11 protein-coding genes are annotated in these 13,655 nt (G+C 39.3%); 4 read left to right on the top strand and 7 right to left on the bottom strand.

Translation table 11 applies throughout. The annotated features are described in order from the left end of the window. Both B5X76_RS20960 and B5X76_RS20955 read left to right on the top strand, forming a co-directional pair. Positions 1-331: integrase core domain-containing protein (locus tag B5X76_RS20960; protein WP_079645879.1), on the top strand; the 331-nt coding region annotated here is incomplete at its 5' end. An 84-nt stretch (positions 332-415) separates the two neighbouring features. Continuing rightward, positions 416-802 carry a hypothetical protein gene (locus B5X76_RS20955; RefSeq protein WP_079645878.1) on the top strand — a complete coding sequence of 129 codons (387 nt, stop codon included), beginning with the start codon at positions 416-418 and terminating at the stop codon, positions 800-802. Between the two features lie 17 nt (positions 803-819). Here B5X76_RS20955 and B5X76_RS20950 read toward each other — a convergent pair whose 3' ends face one another. The 7 genes from B5X76_RS20950 to B5X76_RS20920 form a co-directional block, all read right to left on the bottom strand. After that, positions 820-3,264: a toxin-antitoxin system YwqK family antitoxin gene (locus tag B5X76_RS20950; protein ID WP_079645877.1), complete on the bottom strand. Its 2,445-nt coding sequence runs from the start codon at positions 3,262-3,264 to the stop codon at positions 820-822. 93 nt (positions 3,265-3,357) lie between these two features. Continuing rightward, positions 3,358-3,684, bottom strand: coding sequence for a cytochrome c (locus tag B5X76_RS20945; protein WP_079645876.1), 327 nt, complete (start codon positions 3,682-3,684; stop codon positions 3,358-3,360). A gap of 81 nt (positions 3,685-3,765) precedes the next feature. Next, positions 3,766-4,785 (bottom strand): asparaginase, encoded by a 1,020-nt coding sequence (locus B5X76_RS20940; protein ID WP_079645875.1) that lies wholly within the window; start codon positions 4,783-4,785, stop codon positions 3,766-3,768. A gap of 4 nt (positions 4,786-4,789) precedes the next feature. Further along, a complete protein-coding gene (locus B5X76_RS20935; RefSeq protein ID WP_079645874.1) occupies positions 4,790-5,569 on the bottom strand; it encodes a TatD family hydrolase in 780 nt (259 codons plus the stop codon). A 257-nt stretch (positions 5,570-5,826) separates the two neighbouring features. After that, on the bottom strand, positions 5,827-6,822 hold the full coding sequence (locus B5X76_RS20930) for an FKBP-type peptidyl-prolyl cis-trans isomerase (RefSeq protein ID WP_079645873.1): 996 nt from the start codon (positions 6,820-6,822) through the stop codon (positions 5,827-5,829). A gap of 18 nt (positions 6,823-6,840) precedes the next feature. Beyond that, complete coding sequence (locus B5X76_RS20925) at positions 6,841-7,851, bottom strand: DHH family phosphoesterase (protein WP_079645872.1); 1,011 nt, start codon at positions 7,849-7,851, stop codon at positions 6,841-6,843. 48 nt (positions 7,852-7,899) lie between these two features. Next, positions 7,900-10,512, bottom strand: a complete 2,613-nt coding sequence (locus B5X76_RS20920; protein WP_079645871.1) for a PQQ-binding-like beta-propeller repeat protein — start codon at positions 10,510-10,512, stop codon at positions 7,900-7,902. Between the two features lie 134 nt (positions 10,513-10,646). Between B5X76_RS20920 and B5X76_RS20915 the strand changes: the two genes are divergently transcribed. Together B5X76_RS20915 and priA are read left to right on the top strand one after the other, a co-directional pair. After that, positions 10,647-11,036 carry a DUF423 domain-containing protein gene (locus B5X76_RS20915; protein WP_079645870.1) on the top strand — a complete coding sequence of 130 codons (390 nt, stop codon included), beginning with the start codon at positions 10,647-10,649 and terminating at the stop codon, positions 11,034-11,036. 125 nt (positions 11,037-11,161) lie between these two features. Further along, positions 11,162-13,639 carry a replication restart helicase PriA gene (priA, locus tag B5X76_RS20910; RefSeq protein ID WP_079645869.1) on the top strand — a complete coding sequence of 826 codons (2,478 nt, stop codon included), beginning with the start codon at positions 11,162-11,164 and terminating at the stop codon, positions 13,637-13,639. Positions 13,640-13,655 lie beyond the last annotated feature (16 nt).

Genomic DNA, 13,655 nt, shown 5'->3' with positions numbered 1-13,655 from the left:
CATGCGGGGATGGTGTGAGCAGAACAACATACAATGGCAGTTTATCCAACCAGGAAAACCTACACAAAATAGTTTGATAGAACGGTTTAACAGAACTTTCAGGCAGGATGTGCTTGATAGCTATATGTTCAATAGCTTGCCTGATATTAGGAAATATGCAGCCGCATGGGCATGGATGTACAACAATGAAAGACCTCATTCTGCTTTGGGGCAGTTAACGCCGACTGAATTCCTGTTGAAATATGGAAAACTCTCCGAGTTTCCTACGTTCCAACAAGATAGCAATAGCAATTCCGATTGGAATTCTTTAGTTTTGGATGTAGCTAGCTAGGGTAAGATTACAACACCTCCTGATAATACGAACAATTGGATAAGGATCAATCGTAGCGATAGCAAAGCCAAACCCAATCAATACTTGGATCCTGGCCAAAAGAAAGAAGAATCAATAAAGAGCTTACGGTATGAGATATGGAAGAATACATCCAGTAATGAAGTCCGTTTATTACCTTGGGAGAAAAGTTCGCACTTTCGAGATTGCCCGCAATGTCATTATTTTACATTAGAGGTGAATAAGACGAAGACAATTCGTTCTGCTACTTATTCCTCGTCTGGAGAAGGAGAGAAGTTTGACTCTTGCCAGAACTGTAATTATTTTAGACATCTTGGTTACTTCACCATACCCGTGAAAAGCAGATCGTCAAGTTGTAGTGGTTCATCTGGAGGAGGCTCTTCTTCCAGTGGCGGGGGAGGGAGCTTCGGTGGCGGCTCTTCCGGCGGAGGTGGTGCAGGAGGAAGATGGTAATTCCCCCTGCTGAGGTATTAATTTGGATCGTTGAGTAATTTATGTTCAAGATTCTGGAGCGCTTCTTTATCATTTGCTAGCATCTCCTCTATATTTTTGAAAATTATTTTTTTTCTAACTTTATTATTTTCAATGCCTTCAACCAGAACACTGCCGTCAGATTGAACTGTTGGGCGGATACCAAAGGATATTTTACCGTTTTCATCAAAATCTACGAATGCCAGTAGCTGTTCTGTTTGAAAGGGAAAGTTATTACCGATACTCGAGTACATCGCCTCTTCTATATTTTCTAATTGAAATTTGTCCAATAATTGAATTAGGAGTGTCGACATGTCTGATACACCTTGCATCGGAAACATCGGATATAATGTTGATATTATATTATTCGGTTCCATATCTGCGTCTAGAAAAGGTAGAATTGAAAGGGAAAATCTCTTTATTTGCCTATCTTGGATATAATAAAAAGTCCTAGAATTTGGACTTCCTTCCTCTACTTGTTTTAGCTCATCTCCCTTCCTAAGTAACTTGTCTTCCTTATATAGGTCAGCTACGATATTTTCATTTTTGCTGCGGTATACCTTCATAGATAGGGGAGAGTCTATTGCTGAAATCGATAACACATCTTGTTCTAGTTGGAATGATATACGGGAAAAGAAATGCATTGCAAATAAATTGACATCAAATCCTGTCAGTTTCGAATCGGCATAGTCAATTCGGATTAACCTTTCTCTTCCAACCATTTTATACAATGGGCCACTTATTACTTTATCGTCGAGGTAACTTGTTTTTTGCGTATAGGTATAATGGTCGTAACTTTCCAGTTGCTCTATAAACTCAAACGAGTACTTATATTTCAGAACGCCATTTTCGTAGTAATCTATAAGCGGGATTTCATCTATTAAAGTGTCCAGTTTGAAATACCCATCAAAAGGTTTTTCGTTTCTAAAATAACCTGTGTAGGAGGCCTTAGGGTTTTCTTTTATGCTGAAATCAAAATAGCTGATAGATTTCAATGCATTACCTTCGAATTCCTCTTTACTTGAAGGCCTGTTATCAATACCCTGTTTGAAGAGATTACGGGTTTTGAGTTTTCCGTCCACGTAGGTTAATTTGGCATCACCTTCTTGGATAGTTCCTGACACGATTTGATTATTTTTATAAACACTTTCCTCGATGAGGTTATCCGCTTCATAAATTTTCCGATATCCTTCGCGAATACCATTTTTCATTTCATATTCCTCTTTAATATCTTCAAAATAGAGGTTGTTGTATACGCGTTGCACCCCATTCTGCAGCCCATTTTCGTAACTAAGAATTTCATATAGATCAGCTTCATGATAGAAACTCCCGCTCCACGGTTGCCCATTTTTGTATGTGCCTCTAGCAATAGTTTTTGAACTCTCTGTCTCTATTAATACTTCTTCATCTATTTTTACGCCCTTCCGTAATTTAAAAGCTCTAGAGACTCCGCCCATTTCCTCTGTGAAAACTCCGTCATAAGGTACGTTCTCTTGATATATATTTCTTTGACTCACCTTATTGTTCTTGAATATATTAACCTGTTGTAGTGCTCCATGTACAAATTTAGAACGGTATAGCGTATCTCCATTTGTATCATAGACAATAGAGATGCCGTCTTTTTCGTTGTTTTTGTAGGATATGGTCTCTGCAAGACTGATTGCAAAATAGTTTTGTGTGTAATAATCTTGTTTTACATAGAATGAAGGCTGATCATCGTTATTGTATTTTCTTTCAGACAAGAGTTTTCCCGTCTTATCCCAGTGTTTTTTGTAAACTTCAGTGGTGCTGCCGTAGGTTGTATAGACTACCTTTGTTTCACTCGCTTTGTTTCCATTATTCCAAAATGCGGTGATAAAATAGAAGTCTGGTTCGGTTTTCTTTGCACTTTCTTTAGGCATTAACAAGGCTGGTGCTGTGGTCTCTATTAAAGTATCTTCATCGGAATTACTTTCGTAATAAATTATAGGCTGACTATAACTGAATGTGCCGGAAAATTTTCCACTGGCTGATATAAATCCTACAGCGATTATTTTGTCCTTTAAATAGGTAGTGATTTTTTCTTTCTCACCTGTGCTGGAATACGTTATTTTCTGCCATAAGCTACCATCGGTGTGGTAATACACTAATTCTTTTACGGTACTTTTATTTTTGTGCTGATTCATATCCGAATCAAAACCCTGTTCATCATACCAATAGGCATCTCCCACATAACTTTCGGGATTGTCAGCACGTACATACCCTTGCATCTGTAGTTGACCATTACGATAATAATCCTGCATTAAGAGCAGTTCTCCTATCTTTCGCATTGGTAGGGGGCGATAATAGAGATGTTTCTCTTTTGTTGTCTCTTTCCAATCCTTATCAAAATACAGCGTATCCTGTGCTTGTATCGGGAGAAATGTCGTAAAAATAAGAAGTGATGAAAAAATAATTTTGAGCATGGATATTCCTTTGTTTACTCAAACTTAAATAAAAATCATTTTAAAAAGGAATCGTCAGTTATCTACTTATCTTTTATGCAGATTAAGATAAACTTACATAGTTTTCGCATTTGCTATGACATAGGCGCGTACTAATTTCCCCTCGTCATCGCTCAGTTTAGCTTTTGGAATCATCCGCTTTACAATTTTATTCCATTGCTCAGCAGTCCTTGTTTCCGGTTGTTTTAGTTTATGGCAGTTGCCACAACTATTCGCAAATAGAGTCTCCCCTTGTGCGATTTGTTCTGGGTTGTATTGTGATAGAATCTGTTCTTTAGACTCTACAGGTAGGGAGCGGATAGCTTGGCTAGCTTTGGGAAAGCAGCTGGCCATCAATAGTATTCCCATCAGGCAAGCGATATAGATATTTAATTTGTGCATACTACTGTTTTTAGGATAAGAACAACAATCGCATGCTTTTTGTTTTTCTATAGACATTAAAAAAACACTAACCCCAAAAGCCTAGTCGTTGATCGTTAATTCTCCTCGGATATCTTTTTCTACCCAATAAGCGACACGTTCTTGGTCTTCGAATTCACCCTGTAGATACATTAACTTGGTAATGGCCGCTTCAAACGTCATGTCGTAGCCATTGAGGACACCAATCGCCTTTAATCCTTGACTTGTTTCATAACGACCTAGTTCGACAGAGCCTACTTTACATTGTGATATATTTAAAATATTTTTTCCCTTGCGTATAGCGTCCTGTAAAAGATCTAAAAACCACTGGTCGGTAGTCGTATTGCCTGATCCAAATGTTTCCATAACGATGGATCGTACGTCAGAATCTAAAATAGACTTTATAGTGTCCGGACGGATCCCTGGGAATAGTTTAAGCACACCTACATGGTCATCCAGTTTGTGGTGATGTACCAGTTGTTTGTCTGTATTATTGAGTAGTGCTTCAAAATTATATTTGAGATGTATTCCAGCTTCTACAAGAACAGGGTAGTTTGGAGAGCGGAAAGCCTCAAACTTTGCTGAATTGTACTTAAATGCTCTATTACCCCTGAATAGCTTGTTGTCAAATAAGATACATACTTCTTGGATTACAGATACACCATTGTGCTTAGTCGAAGCAATTTCAAGTGCTGTCATCATATTTTCCCGAGCATCTGTTCGAATTTCACCAATCGGTAGCTGTGATCCCGAAAGTATAACAGGCTTCTGTAATCCTTCCAGTAGAAAACTGAGTATAGAAGCGCTGAAGGCCATCGTATCTGAACCATGCAGAATCACAAAACCATCATACTTTTCATAGTTGTCCTGAATCAATTGGGCCATTTTTAACCAGATTTCTGGATTCATATTCGATGAATCAATAATAGGGTCGAAAGAGTGTACGGTCAATTTGTAGTCTACACGACTTAAATCAGGCAGGTTGTTTTTTATGAGGTCAAAGTCAAAAGGAACAAATGTCCCAGATTCGTCCTGGACCATACCTATGGTGCCGCCTGTATATATAATGAATATGTTCATGATTAGTTTAGATACTAAAAATTGATTTAGAGTTTAGTGTAGTTATCCGCGCTACTTCTTCGATACTGGTTTCATGGAGATCAGCGACTTTTTCTGCGATATAGTGCAGATAAGAGCTTTCATTTTCTTTTCCGCGATAGGGTACAGGAGCTAGATAAGGAGCGTCAGTCTCTAGGACAAGGTGTTCTAGCGGAATCTCTTTTACCACAGCATCAAGTCCTGCTTTTTTGAAAGTGACTACACCACCTATACCTAATTTAAATCCGAGATCGATTGCCCGATGTGCTTGCTCTAAGTTGCCCGTGAAACAGTGGAATATCCCGAATAACTTATCATCTTGTAGCTCGTCCAAAAGTTCGAATGTCTCATCAAAAGCTTCACGACAGTGGATGTCAATAGGTAGTCCTAATTCTTTCGCCCAGGCTACTTGCGTCCGGAATGCATCTTGCTGCCAAGGCAAAGTACTTTTGTCCCAATAAAGGTCTATTCCTATTTCACCGATAGCATAAATTTTATGGTTTGCTATCGCCTTTTCGATTGTCGCTAATTCGTCCTTATAATTTTCCTTCACGCTACAAGGATGTAGACCTAGCATGGGAAAGCAGTACTCCGGGTAAGCCGCTACGGTATCCATCACTGCTATGATAGACTCGCTATCTACATTTGGAAGGAAGAGGCGTTCGATGTGGTGGTCTAGACATCGCTGGATCTGTTGCACCATCTTTTCGGTGTGTATACTGTAGTAAAAATGCGTATGCGTATCGGTTAAGGTATAGGGTGATTGCATGATCAGCTTAATTTGAATTGCTCAAAAATAACAAATTGTCAATAATAAGACTAATCTAAGCCTAAGAAAAGTGATTCCCCTAAAAGAATCAAGTTTTATTTTTGAAAATGTTAAAGAATTTAAGTTTATTCTCACTAAAGCTTAATAGGTTTGGCTAAGATCGGCAGTATTCTTTTGAAGACAGATCCTCATAAAATAAAGAAGAGCGTCCGATTTTTTCGGACGCTCTTCTTTATTTTATGAGAATTCTACGGGATTTAGTTCGTAGGCTCTGTTACTGTAGGAGCTCCCATACCAGGCATAGCTGGTGCTGGAGCGATTCCTTTACCTTTGATAACATCAACTAGCTCTACTTCAAAGACTAATGGCGCGTAAGGAGGGATTTTTTGTCCTGCAGGACGGTCTCCGTAAGCTAAAGATGAAGGAATGATAAGTGTTGCTTTTGTGCCTTTGCCAAATAACTGTAAACCTTCAGTCCATCCTTGAATAACGGGTTGGTTTCCAATGCTAAAACGCAATGGCTCAAATGTACGCATTGGATCTACGGCCAAGTTGTTTTTAGTGGCTACTTCTTTGATTGAAGAATCAAAAACAGTACCATTGGTCAACATACCTGTATAGTTTACAACCACTGTATCACCTAACGCTGGTTTAGCACCTTTACCTTCTTCAGTGACAACATACTGTAAGCCCGAAGCAGTTTTCTTAGGCTCTAATTTTTTGTCAGCGATATATTTAGAAATTTTTCCTTCTTCAGCTTTTTTCAAACCTTCTAATTCACCTTTAAAGTAGCCATCGATTTGAGCATACAATGCAGAGTCTGTCAATTGACCTTTTTTGAAGTGCTTTCTAACTTTAACTGTAAACGTAACGAATTTATCTGCAAATTCTGGTTTTGGTTGGCCTGTTTTTGCAGCCATAGTATCCATGTTCAATTTGAATACAGCAGAGTCTCCCTCTCCCAACATTCTAAACATAGAGTTGTAATCGCCTTTATAAGCTCCAGGGACAGAATCTGGTGCAATATTTACAATCTGAGGTAAACCTAGATCATAGGTACTGTTTAGTAAAGAATCATTCTTGTCTGATCTGATGGTCAGATCAACAGATAAAAAGTCTCCTGCTGCAGCCTTTTCTTTGGCAACGTCGTCCACTAGATTGTATTCTAGACCACCATCACCCTTTTTGAAGCTTTGGCATGAAGCAGCTAGTAACATGACAGCTGCCGATAAAAATAAAACTGATTTTTTCATTTATTGCTTAATACTTATTTACTTTGTTAATATCTCTTTATATTCTGGTAATATTGATTTGAATTTGTTGACAACAGCAGACAAGCTTTCGGACGAGCTACCTCCAGAAGCATTTAGGTGACCACCACCGTTAAAATATTTTTTACAGATCTCATTACAAGGTATTTCACCAATCGAGCGTAAAGATAATTTAATTAATTCAGTTCTGTCAATAATTAATGCAGCCAAACGGATACCTTTTATGGATAAAGCATAATTTACCAATCCCTCTGTATCTCCTGTTGTGATATCAAATTGTGCAAGATCTTCTTTGCTTATCGCAAAAAGTGCCGTATTGTATTCTGGTATTACCTCTAGACAGTTTAATAAAGCATAGCCCAAGAACTTTAGCCTTCGCTCTGTTGAACTATTATAAATGTGCTCATGAATCTCCCAATTTCGGGCTCCTGCTTCAATCAGGTTGGCAATAATATGGTGTACAGCGGCAGTGGTCGAGCGAAACCGGAACGAACCCGTATCGGTCATGATACCTGCGTACATACATGTCGCCATGTCGGCATCGATTTCTGTGCCGGCTCCTATTACATCAGCTATGAAGGTATAGATGAGCTGTGCTGTGGCTGCAGCAGACGAATCCCAGTAGACTAGAGATGCGAAGTCCTCTGGATCTAGATGATGGTCTATCATCCATTTTTGGGCACTGGAGTTAGCAATGAATTGCTCCAAAATATTGGTGCGTGATAGGGCACTGTAATCGAGACAGAAAATAATTTCTGCATCAGCTAATAACTGGGTTGCCTTATCAGATTGTCCCGAGTAGATGATTACATCCTGCCGTCCAGGCATCCAATCTAAGAAACTTGGGAAATCAGAAGATAAAACCACTGAAACATCGTGATTCCGCTTTTTAAGCCAGTGGTACAGTGCTAATGAAGAGCCTAAAGCATCTCCATCTGGTTTATGATGTGTTGTAATTACAATACGTCTAGGCTCGGTCAGTAACGCTAAATTATCTTCTCCTCGTAACATAAAAAATATAAGATTACAAACGTACAAATTATTCGGGTGGCAAGAAAATTATTTTTGATGTCTAAAAGCATACAATTTGTGATCCCTACGCATACACAGTAAATAGGTATCTCCATTGTAGTTTATCCTGCCATAGTGAAATAGGGGTTGTCCTTCGACAGGAAATCCGTCCTGTAAAGCCCCATCCTCCTTAAATAGATAAAGTAAATTGGTCGCTTTTGAAGCTATTCCTATTTGTAGGCTACCACTATTGGGTGTTTGAAAATACTGAGGGCCGTCATTAATCTCTTTAGTGAAGTTATATTCAAATAGCACGCGGGTTGTGTCAGTAATTTCATATACGCGCAGCAAGGAGTTGTTAATAGAAACTAATTCGGCATTTGGCGATGTGTTTATTTGGGCAAAGTCGGCAAAATTAGCCTCTCCTGAAGTACGTAAAGCAAAGGATTTAGAAGCTCCTTCAAACGGAATGCGATATAGATATCCAGCCGTATCTATCGCGAGAAATTCAATCGGTTGCGCGTTGCCTTGTAAGATGCCGATTGGATTTTTGATTTGAATGTTGTTTTTTACAGTAAGCTCACGAAGTTTTTGTCCATTTTCACCCAATAAGTATATTTTGCCTGTACCAGTACCTACAACAAGCTGATTGCCTGCAATCAGGACAGGGCCTATGATGTTTCCTTCTGTCTCGAAGGTTTGCCAGTTACTTACCGGGGTTCCATCGAGGTTATAAGCATAAATTTTTTTTCGTGTTGGTATTACAATTACTTTTTTGCCCTGAAGCGTAACCACGGAAGGTTGTGAGATAGGTTCGTCGGATATTCCCATTGAAAAACCTTTTAATGTCTCGCCATTAACGTCAAAACGATAAAGTCGACTGCGATCTGTGACCAATAAGAGGCTGCGATCTTCCAATTGTTGAATATCGCCCACCACTCGGCCAGCAAATACGGTAGACCACAGTTTTTGGCCTTTCGGACTGATGGCGTGAATGGTATGGTCTAACTCTTGAATGATAATAAACTGGCTGGTGTCGGAATGTTCGAAAATGTAAGGCTTTGTTATTGCTTTATTTTCAAATGCATAAGTCCATTCCGGAGTAGAGCCTAGAGCCGTCTTGCTTTTAAATATAGCGTAAAGCTGGGAGATGAATTTGCCAGAGTTTCCAGATAACTGTATAGACCAGGAGTAGAAGTCTTGATAGCCGTAGTTTTCTTTGTCTTTAAAATTATCCTGAAAAGGTGGAGTCAGCGAATTTAGAATCTTAGAGTTGGCATTTTTAGTATGCACAAAGAAAGTTACGTTTGCTTCATTTCCCTGTAGTTTTTCAAAGTTTTTAAAGCCTAATGTTCCTGTTAGTAAGTCACGTTGTCCAAAAGCATCTCGATAGTCTTTCAATGTCCTGCTGCTATTTGCTATGACAATCACGTCGTTTACTTTGGTCAAATAAGGACGAGGAAATTCCTCGAATAGATCCCCATATTGTCGATATAGCAGTCCCGAAGATTTAAATCTATATACGGAATCTTCTAAATTCTCTAAAAACCTGTCTTCCAGTGTAGACCAGGCATTTTTTTCTTGGAGCTTAATGAAGCCAATAAAATTACTGCCTGTTGTCTCAACAAAGGCAATATCATTACCCAATAAGTTGGTAAGTTGCTCCTGTACACCTGTTGTGTCTATTTCTTCTGCAATTTTTTCTTTTCGTCTTTTAAAGAGATCTTTTAGATCTTTCTGGAATCGAGAGCGGTCGCTGATACTGAACTCCATGTATACAGCGCTATTGGAAGGGAAATAAGTATATAGGTTTTGAGAAGTTTTTTCTTGATTCTTAAATAGGGATACATAGTTTTCCGAATATTGATCAAGTTCACTTTCTCCTGTGAGCATCAGTGCGTCTTGTTTGAAATTTATATTCCATACCGACTGGCCCTGCATGTTTTTGAAGAAGTCCAAGAATACGCCTGTGTTTTTACGTTGATACAAGTTCACAATGCTGTCGTACTGTTGATGCGGGAAGTAGATACTCAGCGCGGTATTTCTAGAATCTCCCTTTAAGAAGAAATCGATTTGATCCTCGGGTAGATGTTTACTGTGCTTGTCTAGTATTCTTGTCAAGAGGTGCATCGACTTTGACGCAAAGAAAACATTGTTGTAATAAATTGAATAAAGCGAAGAATCCTTACTTCCGTATTGCAACTGGTATATTTTGTGATCTAAGGTGTCTGTACTGCTAACCTTATAGTATTTGCCCACTTCATGGAGTATCGCCGGAAATTCTGCCGCTGTGATTGCTGTAGAGGTCGGTATAGTCAATATTGTCTCTACTTGTTTATTTTGAGGATGAAATGATATATAGATCTCAGAATCGTCAACATATTTTTTAAGAACCTCGTTGCGGAGCAGTTTTGTCTTGAACTGACTCATCACCTCGAATTCCTGATGACCGAGCAAGGCTTCAAAAACTTCAAAATCTTTAAAGATATTGTCGGATACCTCATTGTTGCCAATTGCAGCAATAAGAAGCGTATTGTCTGGAAGATAGCGCAAAGGTTTTGCAGCGCGATTATGCTCGCCATCAAGGTTACGGAAATAATATAGGGAGGCAGCAACAACTGCTACAAATAGAACAACCGAAAGGATAATCGTATTTCGCATACTGCAAACCTACTTATTTCACTTCTATTTTGTTAATAACGTAACAAAAACTTTTCATGATCTTTTGTTTCTAGGGGATATTTTATACATTTATAGACAATAATTCAACATAAGTGGTTTCTGAATAAAAATACATGAACAAGCAAATAATTTTGACTGCTTCTTTTTTTGGTTTGATTGCCGTGGTTTTAGGCGCATTCGGTGCGCATGGTCTTGAAGGGAAAATAAGTGATTACCACTTGGATACTTGGAAGACTGCGAATCAATATCATTTCTATCATGTCTTCGCATTATTATTCCTCTCTACTTTTTCGAGAGCTAAGAGCCAATCTATCCGTGTTTCCTATATTGCTTTTACGATAGGTATCCTTTTATTTTCCGGGTCATTGTATTTGCTTAGTGTTCGCTCATTGCTCGGAATGGAGGGCGCTTCTTTCTTGGGGCCTATTACCCCGTTAGGAGGGCTTTGCTTTATGATCGGCTGGGTTGGCCTATTTGTCGCCGCTGTAAAAAATAGAGCTTAACCTTAGTTTATTTCTGTCTCCTCTGTCGGTGTGTTTTCTACCTTAGTGGAGAAGATATATTAATTGTTCTTAAATGTTGCGCATTTATCATTGCTTATAAATAGCAATTTATCTAAGTTTGCTAGATGCATAGTCTCGATCTGTTTGCTGAACGTAAAACGCTTTTTGTAGAGGTTGTATTACCGCTGTCGATTGCAAAGACCTATACTTATAGAGTTCCTTTTGAGTGGAATGAAAAGATACAGGTAGGGGTACGTGTCATTGTACAGTTTGGTAAGAACAAGGTTTATTCTGCAATTGTAAAAACGGTCTCAACAGAAGCCCCTCAAAAATATGAAGCGAAGTACATCATGGATGTAGTTGATGATGATCCAATCGTCGATCAGGGACAACTGGCATTATGGGGGTGGATGTCGGATTATTATATGTGTCAGCTCGGAGAGGTTATGCAGGCTGCTTTGCCTGCAGCACTTAAAATGGCCTCCGAAACTAAAATTGTAGCATCTGAAAATCCAGAACTAGATCGTACAGATCTTTCTGATAAAGCCTATTTAGTTCTTGAAGCCTTGGATGTTGCCGGGGAACTGCGGGTAGCAGATGTAACCAAGATATTGGGACAAAAATCTGTCTTTCCGCTATTGAGATCTCTTTTTGAGAAGGGATTTATTCTAATTTCGGAGGAGATTAAAGAACGATATAAACCGAAGACAAAGTCTTTCTTACACCTGGCATCCATCTATAATGATAGTGAAGGAAAACGATTGTTGTTAGATAGCCTGAATAGGGCACCAAAGCAACAAGACGCTGTGCTCGGGTACCTACAATTGACAAAGACCAAAGAAGATATCAGTAGACAGGATCTGATGGAAATATCAGCCTGTGGTGCGGGGGCAATAACGGCGTTGATTGATAAGGGGGTGTTTGAGGTTCATGAAAAAGTGATTAGTCGGTTTGAAGGAACCGATTTCTTGATGACCAAAGAGTTTGCTTTTAGTAAACTGCAGCAGGGAGCTTTTGACGAAATTAATACGAGTTTTCAGGAAAAAGATGTAGTGTTGCTACATGGTGTCACCGCCTCTGGTAAGACACAGATCTATATACGCCTTATTGAGCAGGCGCTCGCTACAGGCAAAAATGCATTATACCTTTTGCCTGAGATTGCGCTTACAGCGCAGATCACGGAGCGGCTTCGTCTTCATTTCGGAAATCAACTAGGGGTTTATCACTCTAAATTTAACGATAATGAACGGGCAGAAGTGTGGCATAAGGTGCTAAAAAACGAGTTTAGAATAATTATTGGGGCACGGTCTTCTGTTTTTCTTCCTTTTCAGGAACTCGGTCTCATTATCGTCGATGAGGAACATGAAAATTCCTACAAGCAATTCGATCCAGCGCCCAGGTATCACGCACGTGATACTGCTATATATCTAGCACACTTGCACCAAGCAAAGGTACTATTGGGATCGGCAACTCCATCTGTAGAAAGTTATTATAATGCAAAGGCGGGTAAATATGGATTCGTACAATTATTAAAACGTTTCGGTGAGGCACAATTGCCAGAAATAGAAATTGTCAACATTCCGGAAGAAAGTCGGAAGAATAAGATGCATTCTTATTTCAGTGAGACGCTATTAAATGGAATTAAGGAGGCTGTGGCACGTAAAGAACAGGTTATTCTTTTCCAAAATCGTCGCGGACATACCCCTTTTGTGCAATGTAATACCTGTGGATATGTGGCCAAATGTGTTAACTGTGATGTGAGTCTTACCTATCATAAGACATCTCATCTGCTCCACTGTCACTATTGTGGACATTCGGAAGCTCCTATTAATGTGTGTCCGGCCTGCGGGATGCCACATATGGAGAGTAAAGGTTTTGGGACAGAAAGGGTAGAAGAGGAATTAGAAATTTTGATGCCAGATTTACGTATTGGTCGTTTAGATTTGGATTCGACGCGAGGTAAACATGGTTTTGACAAGATTATCACAGCGTTTGATGAACATGAATATGATGTGTTGATCGGAACACAAATGGTGGCCAAAGGATTGGATTTTGGTCGGGTGAGCCTTATTGGTATTATCAATGCAGACACGATTATCAACTTTCCTGATTTTAGAGCGTACGAACGATCTTTTTCGTTGTTTTCTCAGGTGGCAGGCCGCGCAGGAAGGAGAGATGCAATAGGTAAAGTGGTGATTCAGACCTATACCCCTAATCATCGCGTCATTGAGCAAGTGGTACAGCATGATTATGATGGAATGTTCATGAAGGAGGTGACCGAACGTAAAAATTTTTATTATCCACCTTTCTATAGACTTATCCGGTTGGATATAAAGCATCCCGATCAACAACAAACGCTTGATTCGGCGCAAAAATTGGCGAATTTGCTGCGGGGCACGCTCGGAAATAGAGTGTTAGGACCTGAGCCACCCCTTGTGGCTCGAGTTCGGAATAACTATATACAGACCATCACCCTAAAAATAGAACGTGGTAATGTTAGTATTGCAAAGGTGAAGGAGTTAATACGGGCAGCAATTCTTTCGTTTGAACTGGATAAACTGAATACAGGAGTACGTATACAGATTGATGTAGATCCGTATTAGCGAATTCTGAAGCCAT

This window comes from Sphingobacterium nematocida, assembly GCF_900168125.1.
GTDB classification, from domain to species: Bacteria; Bacteroidota; Bacteroidia; order Sphingobacteriales; family Sphingobacteriaceae; genus Sphingobacterium; species Sphingobacterium nematocida.
The sequence above is the reverse complement of the archived record's forward strand: the minus strand, read 5'-3'. Positions and strand labels throughout refer to the sequence as shown.

Bases quoted from the DNA above. Each gene is read 5' to 3' on its own strand.
- B5X76_RS20950 (WP_079645877.1), bottom strand. From the start codon at position 3,264: ATGCTCAAAATTATTTTTTCATCACTTCTTATTTTTACGACATTTCTC.
- B5X76_RS20945 (WP_079645876.1), bottom strand. From the start codon at position 3,684: ATGCACAAATTAAATATCTATATCGCTTGCCTGATGGGAATACTATTG.
- B5X76_RS20935 (WP_079645874.1), bottom strand. From the start codon at position 5,569: ATGCAATCACCCTATACCTTAACCGATACGCATACGCATTTTTACTAC.
- B5X76_RS20930 (WP_079645873.1), bottom strand. From the start codon at position 6,822: ATGAAAAAATCAGTTTTATTTTTATCGGCAGCTGTCATGTTACTAGCT.
- B5X76_RS20925 (WP_079645872.1), bottom strand. From the start codon at position 7,851: ATGTTACGAGGAGAAGATAATTTAGCGTTACTGACCGAGCCTAGACGT.
- B5X76_RS20920 (WP_079645871.1), bottom strand. From the start codon at position 10,512: ATGCGAAATACGATTATCCTTTCGGTTGTTCTATTTGTAGCAGTTGTT.
- B5X76_RS20915 (WP_079645870.1), top strand. From the start codon at position 10,647: ATGAACAAGCAAATAATTTTGACTGCTTCTTTTTTTGGTTTGATTGCC.
- priA (WP_079645869.1), top strand. From the start codon at position 11,162: ATGCATAGTCTCGATCTGTTTGCTGAACGTAAAACGCTTTTTGTAGAG.